This is a genomic window from Kitasatospora sp. NPDC086791, from assembly GCF_040685975.1.
Taxonomy (GTDB): Bacteria; Actinomycetota; Actinomycetes; order Streptomycetales; family Streptomycetaceae; genus Kitasatospora.
Genome location: NZ_JBFBOC010000017.1, coordinates 30910 through 53901, shown reverse-complemented (window position 1 = coordinate 53901; position 22992 = coordinate 30910). Strand labels below are relative to the sequence as shown.

At 74.2% G+C, this 22992-nt stretch carries 19 protein-coding genes; 7 read left to right on the top strand and 12 right to left on the bottom strand.

The window, feature by feature from the left end; genetic code table 11:
* Positions 1-77: 77 nt before the first annotated feature.
* The 6 genes from AB0Q99_RS22135 to AB0Q99_RS22110 form a co-directional block, all read right to left on the bottom strand.
* Entirely contained in the window at positions 78-1529 is a 1452-nt protein-coding gene (locus AB0Q99_RS22135) for a WGR domain-containing protein (protein WP_363574318.1), read from the bottom strand.
* A 215-nt stretch (positions 1530-1744) separates the two neighbouring features.
* Positions 1745-2293 (bottom strand): Pycsar system effector family protein, encoded by a 549-nt coding sequence (locus AB0Q99_RS22130; RefSeq protein WP_363574316.1) that lies wholly within the window; start codon positions 2291-2293, stop codon positions 1745-1747.
* Entirely contained in the window at positions 2290-3384 is a 1095-nt protein-coding gene (locus tag AB0Q99_RS22125) for a hypothetical protein (RefSeq protein WP_363574314.1), read from the bottom strand. The genes AB0Q99_RS22130 and AB0Q99_RS22125 overlap by 4 nt, the downstream gene beginning before the upstream one ends.
* A complete protein-coding gene (locus tag AB0Q99_RS22120) occupies positions 3381-5615 on the bottom strand; it encodes a hypothetical protein (RefSeq protein WP_363574312.1) in 2235 nt (744 codons plus the stop codon). The genes AB0Q99_RS22125 and AB0Q99_RS22120 overlap by 4 nt, the downstream gene beginning before the upstream one ends.
* A complete protein-coding gene (locus AB0Q99_RS22115; protein ID WP_363574310.1) occupies positions 5612-6577 on the bottom strand; it encodes a hypothetical protein in 966 nt (321 codons plus the stop codon). Before AB0Q99_RS22115 ends, AB0Q99_RS22120 begins: the two co-directional genes overlap by 4 nt.
* Before the next feature lie 119 nt (positions 6578-6696).
* Complete coding sequence (locus tag AB0Q99_RS22110; RefSeq protein WP_363574308.1) at positions 6697-7383, bottom strand: Crp/Fnr family transcriptional regulator; 687 nt, start codon at positions 7381-7383, stop codon at positions 6697-6699.
* A 434-nt stretch (positions 7384-7817) separates the two neighbouring features.
* Between AB0Q99_RS22110 and AB0Q99_RS22105 the strand changes: the two genes are divergently transcribed.
* The 5 genes from AB0Q99_RS22105 (at position 7818) to AB0Q99_RS22085 (ending at position 12628) form a co-directional block, all read left to right on the top strand.
* Positions 7818-9602, top strand: coding sequence for an ATP-binding protein (locus tag AB0Q99_RS22105; protein ID WP_363574306.1), 1785 nt, complete (start codon positions 7818-7820; stop codon positions 9600-9602).
* A gap of 17 nt (positions 9603-9619) precedes the next feature.
* Complete coding sequence (locus tag AB0Q99_RS22100; RefSeq protein ID WP_363574304.1) at positions 9620-10006, top strand: roadblock/LC7 domain-containing protein; 387 nt, start codon at positions 9620-9622, stop codon at positions 10004-10006.
* A 63-nt stretch (positions 10007-10069) separates the two neighbouring features.
* Complete coding sequence (locus AB0Q99_RS22095; protein ID WP_189925645.1) at positions 10070-10429, top strand: DUF742 domain-containing protein; 360 nt, start codon at positions 10070-10072, stop codon at positions 10427-10429.
* Positions 10410-11033, top strand: a complete 624-nt coding sequence (locus AB0Q99_RS22090; protein ID WP_363574302.1) for an ATP/GTP-binding protein — start codon at positions 10410-10412, stop codon at positions 11031-11033. The genes AB0Q99_RS22095 and AB0Q99_RS22090 overlap by 20 nt, the downstream gene beginning before the upstream one ends.
* Before the next feature lie 146 nt (positions 11034-11179).
* Positions 11180-12628, top strand: a complete 1449-nt coding sequence (locus tag AB0Q99_RS22085) for a cytochrome P450 (RefSeq protein WP_363574460.1) — start codon at positions 11180-11182, stop codon at positions 12626-12628.
* 70 nt (positions 12629-12698) lie between these two features.
* Here the strand turns inward: AB0Q99_RS22085 and AB0Q99_RS22080 are convergent, their stop codons facing one another.
* The 3 genes from AB0Q99_RS22080 to AB0Q99_RS22070 form a co-directional block, all read right to left on the bottom strand.
* Complete coding sequence (locus AB0Q99_RS22080) at positions 12699-14342, bottom strand: metallophosphoesterase family protein (protein WP_363574300.1); 1644 nt, start codon at positions 14340-14342, stop codon at positions 12699-12701.
* 236 nt (positions 14343-14578) lie between these two features.
* On the bottom strand, positions 14579-15523 hold the full coding sequence (locus tag AB0Q99_RS22075; RefSeq protein ID WP_363574298.1) for an SAM-dependent methyltransferase: 945 nt from the start codon (positions 15521-15523) through the stop codon (positions 14579-14581).
* 60 nt (positions 15524-15583) lie between these two features.
* Complete coding sequence (locus tag AB0Q99_RS22070) at positions 15584-16936, bottom strand: MFS transporter (RefSeq protein WP_363574296.1); 1353 nt, start codon at positions 16934-16936, stop codon at positions 15584-15586.
* Positions 16937-17078: 142 nt separating this feature from the next.
* Between AB0Q99_RS22070 and AB0Q99_RS22065 the strand changes: the two genes are divergently transcribed.
* Positions 17079-18683: an alpha/beta hydrolase gene (locus AB0Q99_RS22065; protein ID WP_363574294.1), complete on the top strand. Its 1605-nt coding sequence runs from the start codon at positions 17079-17081 to the stop codon at positions 18681-18683.
* A gap of 6 nt (positions 18684-18689) precedes the next feature.
* Here the strand turns inward: AB0Q99_RS22065 and AB0Q99_RS22060 are convergent, their stop codons facing one another.
* On the bottom strand, positions 18690-19040 hold the full coding sequence (locus AB0Q99_RS22060; protein ID WP_363574292.1) for an isomerase: 351 nt from the start codon (positions 19038-19040) through the stop codon (positions 18690-18692).
* Between the two features lie 294 nt (positions 19041-19334).
* Complete coding sequence (locus AB0Q99_RS22055) at positions 19335-19742, bottom strand: hypothetical protein (protein WP_363574290.1); 408 nt, start codon at positions 19740-19742, stop codon at positions 19335-19337.
* A gap of 158 nt (positions 19743-19900) precedes the next feature.
* Between AB0Q99_RS22055 and AB0Q99_RS22050 the strand changes: the two genes are divergently transcribed.
* Positions 19901-22324 carry a tetratricopeptide repeat protein gene (locus AB0Q99_RS22050; RefSeq protein ID WP_363574288.1) on the top strand — a complete coding sequence of 808 codons (2424 nt, stop codon included), beginning with the start codon at positions 19901-19903 and terminating at the stop codon, positions 22322-22324.
* A gap of 226 nt (positions 22325-22550) precedes the next feature.
* On the opposite strand, the gene AB0Q99_RS22045 is transcribed toward AB0Q99_RS22050, so the two are convergent.
* On the bottom strand, positions 22551-22943 hold the full coding sequence (locus AB0Q99_RS22045; RefSeq protein WP_363574286.1) for a ribonuclease domain-containing protein: 393 nt from the start codon (positions 22941-22943) through the stop codon (positions 22551-22553).
* Positions 22944-22992: the final 49 nt, after the last annotated feature.

Below are 22992 nucleotides of genomic sequence, written 5' to 3'. Positions count from 1 at the left end.
TCGACCTCACCCGACCCGCGTGTCCCGAAGACTCCTCGGGCGGCCGCTACCCCCCGGGCGGCCGCCCGAGGCCCGGGTCAGAGCAGGCGCTTGATCTCGCCGCGCGCCCGGTAGAAGCCGCCCGAGGCGGACTCCCGCACCTCGGCGACCAGGTAGCGCGCACCGGGGACCCGGATGTCCTTCGGGAACTGCACCCGCCAGGTCGGGTCGTAGCCCTGGGAGAGCACCCGCACCCGCAGCCGGGTGCCGTCCTGGACGCACTCCACCTCGATCCCGCCACCGGCCGCGCCACCCGGGGCCGAAACGACCGTCTCCAGCTCCGCGCCCGCCAGCACCGGCTCCCATCCTGCGCCCTTGACCTCGGCGGTCTTCGGCAGGGTGCCGCCCTCGGCCGCCCGGACGGCCTGCTCGCTCGCGTCCAGGCAGGCCAGCGAGCCGTCGGTGGTGACCAGGTAGAGCCGGCCGTCCCGGTACTGCATGCTGTACGCCGAGCCGCAGCCGGTGGCGAGCTTCCACAGCCGGGTGCCGTCGGCGGCGAAGCAGTACACCGAGGAGTGGTTGTCCCCGGCGAAGACGTACTCGCCGTCCGGGGAGGCCGCGCAGGAGAAGACCGCGGCGTCGCAGCGGTAGGCGGCCACTTCGGCGCCGTCCGACTTGCGCAGCCGGTGCACCCAGCCGCGCCCGGTGCCGGCGAACACCTCCTCGGCCTCCTGCCAGCCGAACAGCACCTCGCCCTTGGTGGGGGTGTGCCAGCGCGGGTCCCCGCTGCGGTTGTCGTAGCGGGCGACGCCGCGCGAGTGGCCGTGGTAGACGCCGTCGGTGTCGCAGCGCACCATCCAGCCGGACCGGCCGTCGGCCTGACGACGCCACTGGAACTCGTCCTCGTGGTCCACCGTGGTCAGGCCGCCGCGCTCGTCGGCGACGCCGAGCACCCCGTCGTGGATGTCGAGCCAGTAGATGTCGACGTCCTGGGCTATCTCGTACGCGACCCGCGGGACCTTGCCGCCCAGGTCGTACACCTTGCCGTCGTCGCAGCCGGCGTAGATCCACCAGTCGTCCGCGACGATGCACTTGACGCCGTCCGGCAGGCCGTAGCGGGCGGTGACCTCGCCGTCGTGGGTGAGGGTGTAGACGTCGCCGCGCTCGTTGCCGACCCAGGCGTGCTCCTCGCCGACGAAGATCCCGAAGGCGGGCGAACCGGAGCGGAACCGCCACAGCAGCGGCGCCTGGTGGGCGGTCGAGCGGCTGCTGACGATCTGCCGCCTGGTCACCGCGCGGCGCTGGCGCACGCCCTGGACGGCGGGGGCGTAGCCCTTGCGGACCTTCTCGCCGACCTTCTTCGCGGCCGCGGCGGCCGCCTTCTCGGCGCTCGGGTAGCTGGTGGCCTTGCTCTGCCCGGGTTCGCCGATCCGCCCGTACCGGACGGTCACCACCGCACCGGCGAGTCGCACCTCGTAGAACTTGTGCGCACTCCCCTCGTCCTCGGACAGTTCGAGGTACGTGACCTGCTCTTCCACGGCGACGGACACGGCGAAGTCCCCTTTCGGGCAACGGCGATGGTTTTCGCGGGGGCTGCTCCGGCCCGCCGACGTGACCGAAGCTATGCCCCCGCACCGACAATCGCCCTCGCGGGGCCCCGCCACCGCCCCGTCGGCCCCCGTCACCGACGCCGCCACCGCCGCCGGGCGGTGAGCGAGCGGCCAGCGGTGAGCGGTCAGCGGTGAGCGGTTCCGGGCCCGTCACCTCACAGCGGTCGCAGGGTCAGCGCGAACTGGGGAAGCGCCAGCAGGAGCAGGACCGTCCCGGCCTCGATCCAGCGGTACTTCACCCGGATGATCGCGCTGGTCCCGGCCAGCGCGGCGAGCAACGGCCCGGCCGGATCCCGCCCGGCCCGCTCGAAGGCCCTCCGCAGGCGGTCGGGGCCGGCGCCCCGGGCGACGTGTTCGAAGTACCCCGGGCCCGCCGTGCCGCCCCGCCGCCCCTTGCGGCGGCGCGGCACGAGCGCGGCGGCGAAGCAGGCGACGGCCAGCAGCGCGCCGGCCACCGCGCTCCAGCGCAGGAGCCGGCCGACCGGATCGCCGCCGCCCCCGTCCGACGGGACGAAGGCGGCGAGCACCGCCCCGGTGAACGCCAGGAACACGGCGGCCTTGGTGTCGGCCCGGACGAGTTCCGCGCTGTTGGCCGCCATCAGGCGTTCCATCGCCGACACCGCGGACGGACTGGACAGCGCCGTCGGCGCGGCGGCCGCCCGACGGCGCCGGGCCCGCTCGCGGTGCACGCCCGCCCGGATCACCGCGGCACCCCGTTCGACCTGCCGTTCGGCACGCCGCCGTTCGGCACGCCGCCGTTGGGTACGCCGCCGTTGGGTACGCCGCCGTTGGGTACGCCGCCGTTGGGTACGCCGCCGGACCAGCCGTTGACCTGGGAACGGATCTTGACGAACTCCGGCCCGGGCCCACCGCCCTGCGGGGACGGGGCAGCGGCCGGGGCCGGGGTCGGGGCCGGTCCGGGGACCTTCCGTCCGAGGGCCTGCAGGCGGTCGCGCAGCATCCTGGACAGCTCCTCCCGCTCCTGGGCCGTCAACGTGCCCAGCATGCCCGCCAGCTGGTCCTGCCAGGTGGTCTCGCCCCGGAGCAGGTCGGCGTGGTTGACGGCCCAGTCCAGGACCTCGCGCACCTCGTCGGGCCTTCTGGCCAGCCACAGCCCCGCGAGGAAGACCGGCCCCTCCTGGACGGCCCGCCGGCAGAACGCGTACTCCTCCTGGCTCTTGGCCATCCAGTCGAAGGGGACGTCCATCGTCCCGGGCTCCCCGAGCCTCAGCTCGTTGCCGTGCTCGCGGGTGAACACGTCCGTGACGCGATAGGCGAGGCCGACGTGCGGCAGGACGTACGGGACGGACAGGTACTGCACCAGTTCGGCGGGCCCCAGCCTGGTCTGCGCGGCGGCGAACTGGTCGTCGAGCCGGCGCAGTCGGCCTTCGAGGTCCTTGCGGACCGGGTGCCAGCCCCGGCTGGTCCCGGTCCGGACGACCTGTGCGGCGTCCTGGACCCACCACAGGACGTGGACCTCCACCGATTCCATGCCGTACGGGGTGGGGAGACCGACCGCCCGGACGCCCGGCCGCTCGTCCAGTTCGACCAGGTACGCCCGGTCGAACCCCCGCAGCCCCGGCCGCCCGGCCGCTCCGCCCTCCGTTCCCGGCCCGGTGCCCGGGCCCGGCTCGGTCGGCCTCGGCCGGCGCTCCCCCAGCAGGTGGTGCAGCCCGGCCCGGTCCCGGACGACCAGGGCCCGGTCCCGCCGCCCGGACCAGCGGTGCCGCAGGATCTCCCGCCAGGGGGCGCGGGTGGCCTGGGTGTAGACGGGGCGGTCGATCACGCTGGTCATAGCAGTCCTCCAGAGGCGTGGGCGGGGACGTACGGCTGCGGCTCGCCGCGCTTCCAGGCCTCCAGGGCCCGGACGGCGATGTCGTGCCCGACGAGGTCGGCACCGTGGCCGGCCAGCGCGACGAACAGCCGGAACTCACCCGTCCGCACCGTCCGCGCGAGAATCGTGAGCAGCCGCTCCACGGTGGCCCGCAAGGTCTCGTCCCGAAGGGCCCGGTGACACCAGTCGAGCAGCACGAGGCTGGTCCGGCCGTAGAGGCCGTCATCGTTGAGCGCACTGCGGACGAAGGCGATGACGGCATCGGTGAACTCGGTCTCGGTGAGCAGCTGTTCCTGGAACCAGGACGGGTCCGGCAGCAGCCAGGGGAAGACGCTCAGCGCGAGCTCGCCGTCACGCCCCGGCCGGCCCGCCCACTCCATCAGGTGACGGAAGACGGCTTCCTGGTTCCCGCCCGCGAAGAGGCTCATCAGGGCCCACTCGACGGCTCGGGCGACCGCGCCCTCGTCGCCCTCCGCCCCGCGGTAGCAGCGCCGGAGCAGGGAGAGCGCGAGGGCCGGTCGGGACGCCCCGAAGTCCGTACCGCAGGCATCGGCCACGGTCGACCGCAGCCGCCAGCCGCCGCTCACGCTCCAGCTCCTGAGCCGGTACTTCACCTCTCCGGCGAGGACCTCGTCCCGCGCCGCGATGCCCAGCGCGTACGCGGCCGTCCGGCGGCTCTGCGCGCGGTCGGACCGGGCCAGCTCGTGGATGTGCCGCAGCGCCCGCCGGCCACCGCTCCAGCCGGCGGCCAGGCCCATCACCCGGCCCACGGGCCCGGCCAGTTCGGGCTCGTTGCCGGGGACGGCGTCCATCCACTCGGTCAGCAGTCCGGACACCTCGCCGTACTGCCGCCACACGTGCCGCAGCACCGTCTCCGCCTGCCGGTGCCGTTTGAAGCGAACGGGCTCCACCGTGTAGCTGTAGCCGTCGGCCTCCCGGACCTCGCCGGGCAGGTACTCGGCCCGAACGGTCGCCAGCAGTTCGTCCAGTGACCGCCGGAAGACGAATCCCGGGTTCGGCCGTGGGGTCTCGCCCGGCGCGCCCCGGCCTCGATCACCGTCCTGGTCCACGGGCCGCGACACCGCGTGAAGACGACCGTCGGCCAGCTTGAGCAGCCGGTCGGTCTCGTCCCGGACGAGCCGGTGGTCGAGTCCTTCGAGGACGCTCGTCACCAGCAGGAACGCCAGGGCGTCCGGGTCCTCGCGAAGCGCTCTCAGGAGGTCGGGGACCTCCTTCTCCGCGAGGAAGCTGAGCCGCTGTCCGAGGTCGGCCGGATCGGGGCCGTCGTCGCCGGACCGGCTCACCGTGTCGACGAGTTCGGCGACTTGCGCCGGTACCAGCTCGGGTGCCAGCAGCTCGTCCAGCTCCTGCCCCAGCCGGTCGACCAGTGCCCGGCGCCGCCGCTCGTCGGGCACGGCGGCCTCAAGACGTGCGTCGAAGACCGCGCGCGGCGACGGGGGCCGGTAGGACACCGGACTGATGTCCGACTCGCGCGCGAGGCCGCGGAGCAGGCCGACGTCGTTCGGCAGCAGGACCACCATGCAGGCCTCGGCGTCGTCCAGCCGGCGGCGGAGCTTGGCGATCGCCGCCGGACCGAGCCGGACCGTCGGCGACAGGCCGTGCACCAGGTAGCCGCGCGCCTCGCGATGGGTGGGCTGCCAGGAGGACAGGTCCTCGTCGCTGTCGAGCGCGCGCAGGCCCGTGCTGTTCCCGCCGCACTCGACCAGCAGGTTGAGGGCCGTGGTGCGGCGACCGGTGCCGGGCTCTCCGGCGAGGAAGAGCAGGCGGGTGCCGAGCGCCGCCAGCGCCTCGGGGTAGCAGTCGGGCGGCGCGAACCCGGTGCGGGCGGCCCGGATCTCCGGCTCGGAGACGGGACCGTCGTGCGCCTCCGTCTGCGGGCCGCCGCCCGGAGCGGGCCCGCCGGCGCCGTTCTCGACGTGCTGGTCCCCGTGTACGGAGCCGGTGTTGATGTTGCCGTTCGGCGCGTAGATGACGTAGGGCCGGGTTCCCCAGGGGCCGAGCCGGTCCGCGAACTCGCGGTCGAGGCCGTCGAAGTCGGGGTCGAAGTCGGGGTCCAGGTCGGGATCGACGTCGGGGTCCGCGTCGGGGGCGGTGGCCGAGACGGAGTCGGGGTCGGGGTCGTCCGGTGCGCCGGCCGGCCCGGCGATGGCCGGGCGCCCGTGGACGCTCACCGGCGGTGCTCGTTCTTGTCGCCGTGCACGGTGTCCCCCTTGCGGCCCGCCACGTAGTCGCCGCCGAAGCCGCCGAGGGAGTCCCCGCGCACGACGTCCCGTCCCGCGTAGTCGCCGCGCACGGTGGTGACGCTCTGTCCGCCGTGGACCGTGCCGCTGTTGACGTTGCCGCCGTCGGCCCGCTGCTTCAGCACCGTCCTCGGCGCACGACGGCCCGGCGCGGGCTCGGCGGCCGCCGGCCGTCCGTTCCGCGCCTCCTGCTCCTCGACCACCACGTCGCCGAGGATCCGGCGGTCGTAGAGGTTGCCGGACGGCGCGGGCACGTACAGCCACGCCCGCTGGTCGAAGCGCTTGCCCTCGACCGTGGCGGGGACCTCGATGAAGTGGTCGGGGTGGCGTCCGGTGAATCCGCCGGCCACCGCGTCCTGGTAGCAGCGGTCGGAGAGGATCGCGGCGACCTGGGTGACGCTCTCGTTGGACGCGGCCAGCATGGCCTTGACCGGACGGGAGTCGAGCAGCCGGTGGGTGTCGTTGCGCGCGGTGCCGTTGCCGTCGAACTCGCCGCCCGCGTCGGGGAGCGGACCGATGTTGAGGCTGACCCGCAGCCGGATGCGGACCGTCCCGGCCGCGTGCACGTTGAACTCGGTGAGCACCTCCTGCAGGGTGTTCAGCCAGGGGTGGATCAGGAAGGGCATCCACGCCGGGTCGAAGCCGAAGACGTAGCCGTCGCCCGTCGAGTTCGGGAACCTCTGGTGCTTCCAGACCTCGGCCAGCTCCGCGCGTTCGAAGGACCGCCGCAGCAGTTGCGGGACGGCTTCGCTGATCACGCCGTGCTCGATCGCCGGGTAGCCGGTGAAGTCCTTGGCGTCCACGGCGACGATCCCCCGGTAGGGCGGGAGGTGCCGGCTGCGGCTGTAGGGCAGGGCACTGGCCCGGGGCAGCGGCTGGTCGAACTCCGTCATCTCTTGCTCCTCGTCGTTCCGGTACTGACCTTGCGCCACCAAGCTTCGCGAGACGGCGGCGCCCGGTCTGCTCACTCGGTGCGGAACTCCGGTGACGGAGGTCACACCCCGAGGGTGCGTCAGTCGTGGAGCGTCCCGGCCGCCCGCCGGAGTGCGGGGAGGTCGCCGAGGACGATCGCCTTCCGTCCCGCCTCCACCCGATGGGCCCGCAGGCCCGCGAGCGCCGCCGTGACGGTGTTCCTGGACACGCCGAGGTGCTGGGCCAGTTCGTCGCGGGTCAGGGCGAGTTCGGTCCGGCCCTCGGCCGCCCTCCCGGCGGAGACGTCGGCGAGCGTGACCAGCGCGGCCGCCAGCCGCGCCCCGACGTCCCCGCCGGCCCGCGCCAGGTCCGACTCCCGCAGCCGGCCCATGGCGTAACGCACCATCACGGGGAACAGGTCCCGCTCGGTGACGAAGCGCAGGAACCCGGCCTTGGGCAGGAGCGCGACCGTGCAGTCCGAGATCGCGTGGACGCTCGCGGAGCGGACTCCGTCGTCGAGGACGGCCACCTCGCCGAGAAGTTCGCCGGGGCCCCGGAAGGCCAGCAGCCGGACGTCCCCGTTGCGTTCCCGCCGGCTCACCTTGGCCACCCCGGCCAGCAGGGCGAGCACGTGCGTGCCCTCCTCCCCCTGCCGCAGCAGGGTCGACCCGATCGGATGTCGGCGCTCGAAGGCGCCGTCCAGCAGGCTCGTCCAGACCTCGTCGCCCATGAGGTGGCGCACGGTCCGGCCCAGCGGGGAGGTGATGCGGCTGCCGCGATCGGTCATGCGACGACCCTAGGAGGCGCGCCGGTCGGGACGCGGACGAATCCTCGCTTCGAGGGCGCGCCGGGGCTGCCCGCCTGAGGCCACCCGAGCGGGTGATCACGGCTGCGCGTGTTGACGGGAATTCCGCTCTTAGCACGAAATCGGCTCGCCGCGGGGGGACTTGGGCCGGAAACCCTTCACATGGGCGAATCCGGGGCGGGTTGGCGGTGCGGGAGCCACGGGGCGAGAAGCCTGGTGCGGGGCGGCGATCCGCCGGGAGTGCGACTGGTGTGCGAGATGTCGAGCATGTGCGGCACGTTGCCACAAGTCGGTTGAGGGACAGTATTTTTGAGCTTCGGTCAGGATTGTCCTGAACTTGGCTATGCTGCAGCCCCACGCCTCCGGAGCCGAGCGCCGTCCGTCCCCGTACTGTTCCGATCGTTTGAGGATGCTGAATGCTTCGAGCTGGATCGTCACCCGCCAGACGGCGCCCCGCGCCCCTGCTCGGCTGGTTGCTGCCGACGGCCGTGATGGTGGCGGCCACGGCGGTCGCCGAGGTGGTGGTGACCGCCGGGGCCCGGGCCGGGGTGCTGTGGTGCGGGGCGACGGCCACCGTGCTGGTGGCCGTGGTGGCCGCCGAATCGGCCCGCCGAGGGCGGGCGTTGGCCGAGCTGCGCGACCGCAGCACCCGGCAGGCCGAGGACCTGCAGCGCCGACTGGCCGGGCAGGAGGACGAACTGGCCCGGCTGGCCGAGGTCGAGCTGCGCCGGGTGGTCGCCGGGGCCCGGTACGGGTACTCGATGGACATCCTGCTGAACCCGATCGAGCAGGACCTCGTGCCCGTCTCGCCGCGGTTCCGCAAGACCCTGGTGTCCGTGGCGCACGGCATCGCCGTCGCCGTCGACGACGAGGTCAGCCGGCGCGACTCCGCCGAGCGCGCCTTCGTCAACATCGCCCGCCGGGTCCAGGCGATCATCCACCGGCAGGCCAAGGACCTGCGGGAGATGGAGGACCGGCACGGCAACGACCCGGCGGTCTTCGACGACCTGCTGCGCCTGGACCACGGCAACGCGCTGACCGGCCGCCTGGCCGACAGCATCGCCGTACTGTCCGGCGCCCGCCCCGGCCGCCAGTGGACCCGGCCGATCGCCCTCTACAGCGTGCTGCGCGGCGGCATGTCCCGGATCCTGGAGTACCAGCGGGTGGACCTCCACCCGGTGGCCCAGATCGCGGTCACCGGCCCGGCCGTCGAACCGCTGATCCACGCCGTCTCCGAACTGCTCGACAACGCGACCCGGTACTCCCCGCCGCACACCCACGTGCACCTGAGCGCCTCCGAGGTGCAGAGCGGGATGGCGATCGAGATCGAGGACGGCGGCCTCGGCCTCACCGACGAGGCCCGGGCCCGCGCCGAGCTCGCGATGCGCGAGGCCATGGTCTCCAAGGACTTCGACGACCTCACCGAGTCCCCCCGGCTGGGCTTCGCCATCGTCGGCCGGCTCTGCCAGGCGTACGGCTTCCAGGTGTCGCTGCGCCGCTCCGCGTACGGCGGGGTGCGCGCGGTGCTGGTCGTGCCGCAGGAACTGCTGACCACCGCTCCCCCGACCGGGCGGGCGCACGGCATCGGCGCCTTCTCCGGCCCGCGCCCGCTCCCGGCGAACCCGCCCCGGCACGCGGCCCCGACCCGGCCCTGGGGTGGCCGGGCCACCTCGGCCGGCGTCGGACCGTCCTACGGCTCGACCAATCCGTGGGGGTCGCCATCCGGTTCGTCCGGTTCGGCGGCGACCGGGGACGACGAGGTGATCGTGACCGAGCGGACGGCCAACGGGCTGCCGCAGCGCCGGCGCCGCCCCTCGCTGACCCGGACCTACGCGGCGCCCTCGCGCACCGCGCGTTCCGCGCCCGCCGGCCCGCAGCCCGCCGGCCCGACGGCGGGGCCGGTGGCCGGTCCGACGGCCGGACCGGCGGCGCAGGCTCCCCGCCCCGCCCAGGAGCCGAAGCAGCCGGGCCTGTGGCTGGAGGCGTTCATGGACGGCATCAAGGGCACCGCGCCCGGACCGTCCGTCGGTTCGGCCGATCCGACCGAGCGGGCCGGGGAGGCCGGGCAGTCCGGTGTGCCCCGCCAGACCGGCCAGACCGGCCGGACCGGCCGGACCGACGCGCCCGGGCGGCCCGAGCGGCCCGGGCACCCGAGCCCCGGACACACCAGTGAAGAGACGGCAGGGAAAGGCGAGCAGTGATTCCGCACCGCAGCAACATGGACTGGATCCTCAACGACCTCGCACACAGCGTCCCGTACGTGCGCCACGTCATCGTGCTGTCCGGCGACGGCCTGCGGATCGCCCAGTACGGCACCGACCCGGACACCGCCGACCGCCTCGCCGCCGCCTGCGCGGGGCTGCAGAGCCTGGCCGGCGCGATCGGCCACGAGTTCCCGCACGGCGACGGCTCGATGCGGCTGGTCGTGATCGAGGTGGACGGCGGCTACTTCTACCTGATGGCGGCCGGCGACCGCGCCTACCTCGCGGTGCTCGCCGACGAGGGCGTGGACGCCGGGCTGGTGAGCCATCAGATGCGCGACCTGGTGGCCCGGATCGGCGAACACCTGTCGACGCCTCCGCGCAACCCCGAGGCGGTCGCGTGAACCGGCCCCCGGCCCGGCGCAGCGGCGGGGCGGGTACATGAACGAGCACAGTGAGGCGCTTGCATGACGGCAGACCAGGGCGGCTGGGACGGCCCCGAGCCCGACCGCCTCTACGTGATCACCCGAGGCCGCAGCGGTCCCTCCGGGCCGGGCGTCTTCGACCTGGTCACCCTGATCGTCTCCCGTGCGGAGCCGACCCCCGCCCTGCAGCCCGAGCACGCGGCCATCCTGAGACTGTGCCGCTCCCCGCTCTCGGTGGCGGAGGTCTCCGCCTACCTGGAGCTGCCCACGAGCGTGGTCACCGTCCTGCTGGCGGACCTGCTCGACGACGAACTGATCGAGGCCCGCGCCGCCGTCCCGGCGGCGGAACTTCCCGACCGGGCCCTGTTGGAGGCGGTGATCCATGGACTTCAGCGGCTCTGACACGATGGCCGGGCCGACCGGCGCGGACCTGCTGCCGGACACCGTCACCACGGCGGTCAAGGTGGTGATCGTGGGCGGCTTCGGCGTCGGCAAGACGACGCTGGTCGGCTCGGTCAGCGAGATCCGCCCGCTGACCACCGAGGAGACCATGACCCAGGCCGGGGTCGGCGTGGACGACCCGACCGGGGTCGAGCAGAAGACCTCCACCACCGTGGCCATGGACTTCGGCCGGATCAGCATCAGCGACCGGCTCGTGCTGTACGTCTTCGGCACCCCCGGGCAGGAGCGGTTCTGGTTCCTCTGGAACGGCCTGTTCGAGGGCGCCCTGGGCGCGGTGGTGCTGGTGGACACCCGCCGGCTGGAGGTCAGCTTCGAGGTGATCGGGCGGCTGGAGGAGCGCGGTGTGCCCTTCGTGGTGGCCGTCAACGGCTTCCCCGAGGCGCCGAGCGTCCCGCTCGACGAGCTGCGCGGCGCACTCGACCTGCCGTCCGAGGTGCCGATCGTCACCTGTGACGCGCGCAGCCGCGAGTCCAGCCGGGACACCCTGATGACGCTGATGCACTACCTGTACGAGCTGGCCGCTCCGCCGACCCGAACCCTGTGACCGGAGACCCTGTGACCACCCCGTTCCCCGACGACGCCGTCCCCGCCCCGCCGCCGGGCTGCCCGGCGCACGGCCGCGCCGACGGCCGGTCCGACCGCACGCACGCGCTGGACCCCGGATCCGCTCTCGACCCCGCCCACGCGCCGGTGGCCGCCGATGCGCCGGGGCCGATCGGCCCCGGCGGCCTGCGGCGCCTGTACGGGCCGGAGGCCGAGGCCGACCCGGCGGGCCTCTACGAGAAGCTGCGCGCCGAGTACGGTGAGGTCGCCCCGGTGCTGCTGCACGGCGACCACCGGGCCTGGCTGATCCTCGGCCACGGCGCGAACATCACCGCGATGCGCACCCCCTCGCTGTTCTCCCGCGACTCGCGCCTGTGGACGGCGTTCCGCACCGGTGAGCTCCCGATGGACTCCCCGCTGCTGCCGGTGATCGCCTGGCAGCCGATCTGCGTGTTCGCGGACGGCGACGAGCACCGCCGGCTGCGCGGCGCGGTGCTGGACGGCCTGAACCGCTTCGACCGGCGCGGCATCCGCCGGCACGTCCGGCGGTTCACCACCGACCTGGTCCAGGTGGTCGGGCCGACCGGCCGGGCCGAGCTGATCACCCAGTTCGCCGAGCGCCTGCCGATGCTGGTGATGACCAAGCTGCTCGGCATGCCCGACGAGTACGGACCGCGACTGGTCGACGCGGCCCGGGACTTGATGAAGGGCACCGAGACCGCCATCGCCAGCAACGAGTACGTGGTGGCCGGCCTGCGCCGGACCATCGCCCTCAAGCGGGAGGCCCCCGGCGACGACCTGACCAGCCGTCTGCTGGCGCACCCGGCCGGGCTGACCGAGGACGAGGTGATGGAGCACCTGCGGGTGGTGCTGCTCGCCGCCAACGAGACCACCGTCAACCTGATCGCCGACTCGCTGAAGATGGTGCTCACCGACCCGCGCTTCCGCGCCCACCTCTCCGGCGGCCAGATGACCCTGGGCGAGGCGCTGGACCAGGTGCTGTGGGACTCCCCGCCGATGTCCCTGGTGGCGGGCCGCTGGGCGACGGCCGATACCGAGCTGGGCGGACAGCGGATCCGGGCCGGCGACCTGCTGCTGCTCGGGCTCGCGGCGGGGAACGTCGACCCGGTGGTCCGCCCCGACCTGGCCGCCCCGCTGTACGGCAACCGCTCGCACCTGTCCTTCGGTGCGGGGCCGCACGAGTGCCCGGGCCAGGACATCGGGCGGCACGTCGCCGAGGCCGGCATCGACATCCTGCTCACCCTGCTGCCGGACGTCCGACTCGCGGTGCCGGAGGAGGAGTTGACCTGGAGTGCGGCCTGGATCTCCCGGCACCTGACGGCGCTGCCGGTGGAGTTCACCCCGCGTGACATCGAGCCGGACCCGGTGTCGGTCGCGGAGGCGGAACGGGCGGCGGCGGTCGCGGCGCAGGCGGCGGCGGAGGCCGAGCGGGCGGTGGACACCGAGCGAGCCGGCCGGATCGGGGCCGCGTCGGCGGGTGCCGGGTCGGCCGGGCCGGCCGGGCCGGTGACTCCGACCGTCCCGGCGCAGCGGCGCAGTTGGTGGGACGTGCTGATCGGCGTCTTCCGGCGCTGAACGGCCGCCCGCGGCTCCGCCGACCGCCCACGGCGGCGCGGACCGGCCGCGCCGCGACCACCGCCCGGGGTCAGCCGTTCCGCCCGTCCCGCCCGTCGGTCCGGCGCCGGTACAGCGTGAAGGTGTCCACCGGGGTGAGGTCGCCGTGCGGCCCGTCGAAGGTGTAGTAGGTGACCTTCATGGTGGTGACGCCGCCGCGCCGGTCGCCCGGGTCGACCTCGAAGGCCGCGAAGCCGTGGGCGTGTTCGCGGTCCTGGACGGCGGCCCACGGCGCGTCCTCGGTGAGCCAGATCGACTCCCGGTACGGCGCTCCCGGTTTGGGGGCCTCCAGCCCGGTGACCACCCGGCCCTTGGGCTGATCGAAGAGGTCGTCCTGGGTGGTGGCGGCGTTGCCTCCGGCCCCGATGATCATGTGGACGGTTCCCCGCCCGGTGTCGATCAGGTCGGTGCGGGTGTCGGTCGGCACCGGGGTGCGGGTGTCGTTGGGCAGGGTGCCGCGGACGGGGTGGGAGCGCTCGTAGTAGTGCTCGTGGCCGCACACCACCAGGTCGACCCCGTAGGCGTCGAACAGCGGGCCCCAGGTCTCGCGGATGCCGAGGTCGCTGCCGGCACCGTGCCGGGAGCTGGAGATCATCGGGTGGTGCATGCACACCACGATCCAGTCGATTCCCCGGTTGCCCCGGGCGGCCCGCAACTCGCGTTCCAGCCAGCGCTGCTGGGCGCCGCCGGAGTAGCCCCGGAGGTAGAGGTCGCCGGAGTTCTGGATCGCCACGTCGTCGTTGGCGAGGCTGATGAAGCGCACCGAGCCGACGGTGAAGGCGTACCACATGCCCTCGGTCTCCTCGTCGGAGGAGGCCGAGGAGTCCGGGAGGGAGAAGTACGCCTGGTAACCGAGCGCGCCGATCGGCCCGTTGCCGCCCTCGTTCTCGTGGTTGCCGACGCAGGGCATCCAGGGGCGCAGCCGGGTGGAGCGGCTGTTGCTGATGAACCAGTCGGCCCAGGTCGCGGTGCGGCTCTGGCCGTGACGGCCGGCGTAGGAGGAGTAGCAGAGGTCGCCGTTGACGAGGTTGAACAGCGGTCCGACGCGTTCGACGGCGGCGACGATGTCGGCGGAGGCCGAGGTGCCGACCTGGCTGCTCATGAAGACCGGGTACTTGCCGAGCGGCGAGGGCATGCCGTCGGGGAAGGTGATCCGGCGCCGGAGGTTGGGGGCGGCCTGGTCGCCGAAGCTGGTGAAGGTGAAGGGACTGCGGCCGCGCGGGGCGGTGGTGAAGGTGCCGGTCTCGGCGGTGGCGCCGTCGTGGCCGGCGCTGTAGAGGTAGCCGGTGCCGGGGCGCAGGCCGGTGAGGCGGGCGTGGTGGACGTACACGTCGACCTTGTCCAGCGCGTCCCGGTAGGTGCGGGTCTCGGCCTGGACGACCCGGCCGAGCCCGCCGTCCGTCGTGCCGTACCGCACCTGCGGACGGCGGACGGACTGCGGGGTGAGCCAGGAGACGGTCATCTCGGTGCCGGCGTCGCTGCCGAACTGCAGGTGCAGGCCGGTCACTCCGGCCGTGCCGGCGCGGTGCGGGGTGGTCAGCAGCAGGGGGCCGACGGGTGCGTCGTCGGCCGGCCGGGCGGCCGCGGGCTGCGCGGCCGCCGTCGAGCCTGCGGCCACCAGGGCGGCTCCGGCCGCCGAGGTGCCCTTGAGGATGGACCTGCGGGAAATGGTCATGGGATTCCGCCTGTCGAGTGGGGGATTCGACGGGCAGTCACTTTAATGACAGGTGCACGTAATGACGATCCTTTCGACACCCTTCGGGTTTGACGGTCGTCGGAATGACGGAATATCGGCGCATCGGCGGCGGGCCGTAGCCGGTCGGGGTGTCGGGGTGTCGGGGTGTCGGGGCGTCGGGGCGGCTTCCAGCGGTCGGGGTGGTTTCCGGCGGTCGGCCACGGCCCGGCGGCCGGCTACACCTTGCGGCCCACTCCCCCGTAGACCGAGACCTGCTCGTCGGCCAGCGCAGGGGACGGGGCCTCGCCCAGCTCCGGATGCCAGCGGTTGATCAGCACCACGCCCGGCTCGTCCAGTTCGAGACCGGTGAAGAAGCGCTCGACCCCCTCGCGCGACCGCACGTGGACCTCGATCCCGGCCTCCGCGTAGCGGCGGGCGCCGATCTCGGCCCGGTCGGGCGAGGTGTCCGCGGTGCCGGCGGTCAGCGCGAGGAAACTGCCGACCGGCAGGGCCGCCAGGAGCTTGCGGACGGGCGGGTGCGCGGCCTCGTCAGAGAGGAAGTGCACGATGTTGACCAGCGTCAGCGCGACCGGCTCGGTCAGGTCCAGGGTGGCGGCCACCGCCGGGTCGGCCAGGAACAGCTCCGGCTCGCGCAGGTCGCCCTGGACGTAGGCGGTCCGGCCCTCGGGGGTGCTGGTGAGCAGCGCGCGCGAGTGGGCCAGCACGATCGGGTCGTTGTCCACGTACACCACGCGGGAGGCCGGGTCGATCGACTGGACGATCTCGTGCAGGTTGGGCGCGGTCGGGATGCCGGTGCCGACGTCCAGGAACTGCCGGATGCCGTGCACCTCGGCGAGCCGGCGGACCATCCGGTGCATCACCGCCCGGGCGGCGGTGGCACCCTCGCGGGCGCCGGGCAGGTCGGCCAGGACGCGGTCGCCGACCTCGCGGTCGGCCGGGAAGTTGGTCTTGCCGCCGAGCAGGTAGTCGTAGACCCGGGCTGAGTGCGCCCGATCGGTGCGCAGGTCGACCTGCGGCGGCGCCTCGAACCCGGCCTCGGTCAGCCAGCTCTCGGACGCGCGGGCGGCGAATCCGTCGGTGCCGAACGCACCGTCGTCGAATGCGTCGCTGTCGGATGCGTCGCTGTCGAATGCGCTGTTGTCCGGCGTGTCGGCGTGCACGCTCGCCCTCCCCGTTCGGCGTCCGGTCCGGACCACTCAACCACAGCCGGTGATCGTCCGTCAGTCGGATCCCGGTGAACACCCGCTCACGGTAGCGCCCTTGGTGACGGCGGCCGCGAAACCGGGCACCCTCGTCGCGGTCAGCAGCGCGAGGGCCGGACCGGCCGTGCAGACGGTGACGTACCAGGGGATCACGCCGAGCAGGTCCCGGTCGGCCAGCCACTCCGCGAGCAGCGGGAAGGTGCCGCCGAACGCCGCGATGGTGGCCGCGTTCACCACGCCGAGGCCGACCGCCCGCACCTCGGTCGGGAACAGCAGCCCGGTGAAGACGTTGAGCGTGCCGAGCACCGTCGCCACCAGCATCCCCAGCAGCACGGCGACGACCTGGAACGGCAGCCAGCCCTGGCGCAGCCCCGCGAGCAGCAGCCCGACCAGCGGGACCGGCAGGCCGAACCCGATCCGGGCGACCGGCAGCAGGCCGAAGCGGTCGGCGGCGGCGCCGGTGAGCAGCATGGTGACCAGCACGACGCCGAGCACCGCGGTCATGAACGAGGCCGCCGACTCCTTGTCGATCACGTGGTACGCGGCGGCGTACTGCGGCAGGTAGACCAGCGCGAAGTAGTAACCGACCGTCCCGCCGAGGGTGGTGAGGAAGACGGTGAGGGCCGCCCACCGGTGCGTGCGGAGCGTGCGCGGGAAGGACGGTCGGCCGCCGGCCGCCGCGTGCGAGCGGGCCCGGCGGAACTCCGCGCTCTCCGGCGCCCGGCGCCGCACCCAGACCGCGGCCAGCCCGAGCAGCCCGGCGACCACGAAGCCCCAGCGCCAACCGCCGTTCTCCAGGCCGGACGTGCCGATGGTGCGGAGCAGCAGCGCGAGCACCCCGAAGGAGAGCAGCGAGCCGAGGACGACCCCGCCGTAGGACACCGAGCTGAAGGCGAAGCGGTGCCGCGGCGGGGCGGTCTCGGTCACGTACGCGGCCACGCTGGGCGCCTCCCCGCCGAACGCGAACCCCTGCACCAGCCGTGCGGCCACCGCCAGCACCGCCGCCCAGGCGCCGATCGCGGCGCGGCCCGGCACCGCCGCGATGCCCAGGCCGGCCGCGGCGATCACCGCCATGCCGAGGCTGAGCGCGAACCTCCGCCCCCGGGTGTCGCTGAGCCGCCCGATCAGGTACGAGCCGACCGGCCGGGCGACGAACCCCACCGCGAAGACCGCGTAGGCCCCGAGCACCCCGCCGACCCCGTGCTTGCCGTGCCCGAAGAGGTCCGCCGCGAAGTACGGCGCGAGGACGGCGTAGATGTTCCAGTCGAAGGACTCGACCACCGATCCGACCGTCGCCGCAGCCAACTCCCGCCGCCGCCCGCCGACTTCCGACCGCTCACGGAGCGGGATGACCGCACTGCCGTCTGTCATGGCCCCAGCATGGCACCAGGAGGGGCGCGGCGGAACCGACGCCCCCGGGCCGGCGCGCGCCGAAGCCCCAGGCCCGGCAGCAGCCCGGGAAACCAAGATGACTGATGTGATCGACTGGTGATATTTGTGTGCGGTGCATTCAATGATCACCCGACGCTCTCGGCGCTTCCTGCCCGCCGCCGTCACAGCCGTCGCCACCACCGCCCTGCTGGCCGGCTGCACCGGCGGGAGCAGCGGCCAGGCCGCACCCGCGACCACCACGGCCGCCGCCACCGCGCCCGGCGCCACCCCGGCCCCCACGCCGACGGCCAAGCCGACCGGCGCCGCCGACCCGGCGCTCAAGGCCTTCTACGGCCAGCAACTCGCCTGGGGCGCCTGCCCGAAGGACCCGCAGAACGAGGCGGACACCTCGGCCCTGCAGTGCGCCTCCCTCAAGGTCCCGCTCGACTACAGCGCCCCGGCCACCGGCACCCTGGACGTCGCCGTGGTGCGCAACCCCGCCACCAAGCCCGACCAGCGGGTCGGCTCACTGCTGCTCAACCCGGGCGGCCCGGGCGGCACCGGCGTCGGCATGGTCGCCTTCAACCCCAAGCGCTTCGACGGCCCGCTGCACGACCGCTACGACCTGGTCGGCTTCGACCCGCGCGGCGTGGCCGGCACCAGCCCGCTCAAGTGCCTCGACGACCAGACCCGGGACGACTGGCTCAGCACCGACCAGCCCGGCGCCGACCACGGCAAGCAGCTCGCCGACGCCTGCCAGGCCAAGTTCGCCCAGGTGCTGCCCTTCGTCAGCACCCGCAACACCGCCCGGGACATGGACGTGCTGCGCGGCGCCCTCGGCGACCAGAAGCTCAGCTACCTCGGCATGTCCTACGGCACCTATCTCGGCTCGCTGTACGCCGAGGAGTTCCCGGACCGGGTCGGCCGGCTCGTCCTGGACGGCGCCACCTCGCCCTCCTCCTCCCTGGTGCAGCACAACATCGAGCAGCAGGCCGGCTTCGAGCGCGCCCTCAAGGCCTTCGCCGCCGACTGCGCCGGCAAGAACCCGTGCCCGCTCGGCAGCGACGCCGGCCGCGCCCCGCAGAAGCTCGCCGACTTCCTCGACGGGCTCAAGGACAAGCCGCTGAAGACCGCGAAGGGCCGCACCCTGACCTCCAGCACGGCGTGGACCGGCGTGATCAGCCGGCTCTACGGCGGCGAGCAGGCGTGGAGCGGGCTGCGCAACGCCCTCGGCTGGGCGATGGTGCGCGGCAAGGCCGACGACCTGCTCGCGCTGGCCGACGCCTACAACGGCCGTGACAAGGACGGCCACTACGAGGCCTCGCCCGACGCCTACGCCGCCATCCACTGCGCCGACGGCGCCACCGACGCCCCGGCCGGCGAGGAGCTGCAGGCCGCGCTCACCGACCTCGCCGCCAAGGCCCCGATGGTCAGCAAGCACGACCCGCTCGCGGCGCTGTTCGACCCGGACTGCCGGGTCTGGCCGTTCCGCTCCACCGAGAAGCCGCACGCCATCAAGTCCGCCGCCGCCGCGCCCATCGTGGTCGTCGGCAGCACCGGCGACCCGGCCACCCCGTACGCGTGGGCCGAGAAGCTCACCGCCGAGCTCGGCAACGCCGTCCTGCTCACCCGCGACGGCGAGGGCCACACCGGGTACGGCGCGAGCAAGTGCATCCGGGCCTCGGTGGACGCCTTCCTGGTGGACGGCACCGTGCCGACGGCCGGCACCCACTGCCCGACGGACTGACCGGGGTCAGTGCCCCGGGTGGTGGACGACCCGGTAGGTGTCACGGTCGAGTTCGGTGACCTGGACGCCGAGGGCGGCGGGCTCCTCGATCCGGGCGCGGAGGGCGGCGAGGACCCGGGCGGTCAGTTCGGCCCGCTGCTCGGCGCTGCGGCCGGCCAGGATCTTGACCTCGACCAGAACCAGGGCCTCGCCGGTCGTACCGTCGCCCACCCGGTGGTGCGCGGCGGGGCGGAAGAGGGTCTTGCAGTCCGCCACCGTGGTGTCGATCACCTCGGTGATCGCCCGGTGGACCTCGTCGGCCAGGGCCGTCCGGTCGAAGGCGAGTTCGGCCGAGTGGTCGACCAGGATCTGCGGCACGGGAACCTCCCGGGAGTCGGACACTACGGCGCCGACGCTACCGGGTGCCGCCGGGCGGTGCGCGGACGGGTCCTCGGCCGGGGCGGCCGCCGCCGGTCCGGCACGGTCGGGACGGGCGGGACGGGCGCGGCGCGCGGACGCGACGGGCGGGTACGGCGAGGGGCGGCACCACCGCGTGGGGTCGGTGGTGCCGCCCTCGTCCCGTCCCGGCCGGCCGGCCACGGGCGTTCCCCCGTCGCGCCCGTCACCCCCGGTGCGCCCGGCCGCGCCGGCCGCGCCGGCCGACGTGACGGTTCAGGAGACCGAGCCGCTGCCGGTCACGCTCCCCGACTCGGTCGCGTAGGAGCTGAAGTAGTAGTTGGCCGCGCCGTACCCGCAGGAGACCCACTGGCTGCCCGACTTGGCCTGCGTGTAGTCGTTGTTGTTGTCGCTGAACACGACGTGCCAGTAGCCGCCGCAGTTCGTCTGCAAGGTGACGTAGACGCGCTCGTCGGTCCTCGCCCCCGAGGTGTCGACCGACCAGGACCCGTGGCCCCACGAGGTGCCGTCCCCGGTCAGGCACAGCGACACCCGGGCCCCGTACTTGGTGGCGTAGCTGCTGCAGCCGTCGGCGTGCGCCGCGCCGGCCCCGATGCCGACGACCCCCGCCGTGGCCAGGCCCAGCACGGCGGCGCCGGCCCCGAGCCGCTTCACGATCCGCATGGTGTTCCCCCTCCCTGCCCCCGGCACCGTGCCGGGGGATTTTCCGTCTGCAAGGGAGTCTGCGGATCCCGGCACCGGCACCACAATGTTCTCGGTCAGGTCCGGACGAACCCGGTTGCCCGCGCTCGGGCGGCGGCCGGTCGCACAGGGGGGACGACATGACGGAGGCACAGCCACGCCCGGAGGCGGGTGGAGCGACGGCGGACGTGTCCGCCTTCGTCCGCGATCTGCGGGCGCTGAAGGTACGGGCGGGTCAGCCGTCCCTGCAGGAGCTGCAGCGGCGCAGCGGCGTCGCCCGCAGCACCCTGTCCGACGCGCTCAGCCCGCGTCGGCGCGCACTACCGCGGCTGGAGGTCTGCCTCGCCCTGGTCCGGGCCTGCGGGGCGACGCCGGCGGAGGAGGCACGGTGGCGGGCGCGGTGGCAGGACGTCGCGCGGGCCCGCGACGAGTCACGCTCGACGCCGGCGGCCCACGGACCCGACTCGCCCGCCTCCGGATCGGCCGCCCCGCCCGTCCGGGCCGTCCCGGGCGCGCTCGACGGGGCGACTGCGGCGCCGCGCCAACTCCCGGCGACCGTAAGGCACTTCACCGGCCGGGTCGGCGAGCTGAAGGATCTGCACGCGCTGCTGGACGAGCGGATCCCCGGCTGCGGCGCGGTCGTGATCTCGGCGATCGCGGGCACCGCCGGGGTGGGCAAGACCGCGCTGGCCGTGCACTTCGCCCACCGGGTGGCCGAGCGCTTCCCGGACGGCCAGCTCTTCGCCGACCTGCGCGGTTTCGACCCCGCCGGTCCCCCGGTCGACGCCGCGGGCGTGGCGCGCGGCTTCCTGGTGGCGCTCGGCGTGCCGCCCGCCCGCATCCCCGCCGACCGGGAGGGGCGACTCGCGCTCTACCGCAGCCGGTTGGCCGGCACCCGGACGCTGATCGTGCTCGACAACGCCCGCGAGGCGGAGCAGGTCCGCCCACTGCTGCCCGGTGCGGACACCTGCCTGGTGCTGGTCACCAGCAGGAACCGGATGCCCGGCCTGGTCGCCCTGGACGGGGCCGTGCCGCTCGCCCTCGACGTGCTCTCCCCCGGCGAGGCGCTCGACCTGCTCACGCTCCGGCTGGGCGGTGAACCCGTGCGGGACCGGCCGGACGCGGCCCGCGAGCTGGTGGAGCTGTGCGCCCGGCTGCCGCTGGCCCTGAACCTGGCCGCCGCCCGCGCGGCGGCGCACCCGGGCACCCCGCTGGACGTCTGGACGAGCGAGCTGCGGGACGTCCGCGCCCGGCTGGACCTGCTGTCGGCCGACGGCGCCGACACCGACGCCCACGCCGACGTCCGGGCGGTGTTCTCCTGGTCCTACCGCGCCCTGACCCCCGGGGCCGCCCGGCTGTTCCGCCTGCTCGGCCTGCACCCCGGTCCGCACCTCAGCGCGGCCGCGGCCGCGAGCCTCGCCGGCCTGCCGCCCGTCCGGGCCCGCCGCCACCTGGACGAACTGCACCGCGCCCATCTGATCACCACGCCGGACCGCGAGCGGTACAGCTTCCACGACCTGCTGCGCGCCTACGCCGCCGAGCGGACGGCCGCCCACGACTCCCCGCAGGAGCGGGCCGAGGCGACCCTGCGGATGCTCGACCACTACCTGCAGACCGCCCACCGCGCCGGCACCCACGCCTACACCGACGAGACCTCCTGGCCGCCGCTCGACCTCGCGGAGCCGTCCGCCGGGGTGACCCCCGAGGAGGTCACCGACCGCCGACGGGCGCTGGCCTGGTACCGGGACGAGCAGCCGGTGCTCGAAGGGGTCCTCGCCCTGGCCGACCGCGAGCGGCTGGACGGTCATGCCTGGCAGCTCGCCGGCGCACAGGTCTCCTACCTGCTCAAGTCCGGGCTGTGGCAGCAGTGGCAGCAGGTCAGCGAGATCGCGCTGGCCGCCGCCGAGCGCACCGGGGACCTCGCCCGCCAGGCCCACGCGCACCGCTGGCTCGGCCAGGTGCACCGCTCCCAGGACCGCCAGCCCCAGGCCCACCGCGAACTGCGCCTGGCCCTGGACTTGTTCGACGCGCTCGGCGACCGGACCCGCCAGGGCAAGACCCAGCTCGACCTCGCCCTCACCTACGGCGAGGAGCACGCCCACGCCGACGCGGTGGCCGAGTCCCGGCGGGCGCTGCGGCTGTTCGAGGCGATCGGCGATCCGGACGGACAGGCGCTCGCGCTCAACAGCATCGGCTGGTACCTGACGCTCCTCGGCAGCCCCCGGGAGGCCCTCGGGTACTGCCGGCGCGCGCTGGAGCTGGCCCGCGCCTGCGGAAACCTCCCGGCCCAGGCCTCCACCCTGGACAGCATCGGCTACATCCACCACAGCCTCGGCGAGTACCACGAGGCCCTTCCCGCGTACCAGGAGTCCCTCCGGCTGCGTCAGGTGGTCGGCGACTACTTCCTCCAGGCCGACATCCACACGCACATCGGCGACACCCACCTCGCGCTCGGCGACACCGGGGCCGCCCGGCACTCCTGGACGCAGGGCCTCGCCATCCTCGACGACCTGCGGCACCGCGACGCCGACGCCGTGCGCGCCCGGCTGGACCGCCACCGCTGACGCGCACTGCCGGCCCGGCGGGGCGAGGACGGGAACGGACGGGCGAGGGCGGGAGAGAGGACGGGCGAGGGCGGGAGAGGACGGGCGAGGGCGGGAGAGAGGACGGGCGAGGGCGGGAGAGGACGGGCGAAGACGGGCGAAGACGGGCGAAGACGGGCGAGGACGGGCGAGGGCCCCGGCGCGGGGTGCGTCGCCGGGGCCCTCGGGTGGAGCGGTGGCCGCCGCTTCAGCAGCCGAAGTCGACTCTGCGGAAGGTCACGTAGTGGTCGGCGGTGTAGTAGTCCTCGTGGTACTGCTTGCCGGTGATGATGCGGCGGGTGCCGCGGGTCGGGGCGCCGGGGGTCACCACGGTGTACTCGTGGTAGTAGCCGTACGACTGGGAGGGCAGCACGCGCTCCTTGTTCTGGAAGACGACGCCGTCCTGGCTGTACGGGAACGGACCGCCGCGGGCGATCAGGTCGAGGGTGGTGCGGGCCTGGGCGGGCAGGGCGGACGCGCACACCGAGCCGCTCACCGCGGCGTGCGCCTCGGTGGCGACGGCGATCGGCGCGAGGGTGACCAGGGCGACGGTGGCGGTGGCGACGAGGCGCGATTTCCACGCGCGTAGAGTTCGGGTCATGACAACCAGCATGGCGACGGTCCGGGCACCCCGGAAGCCCTGATCCAAC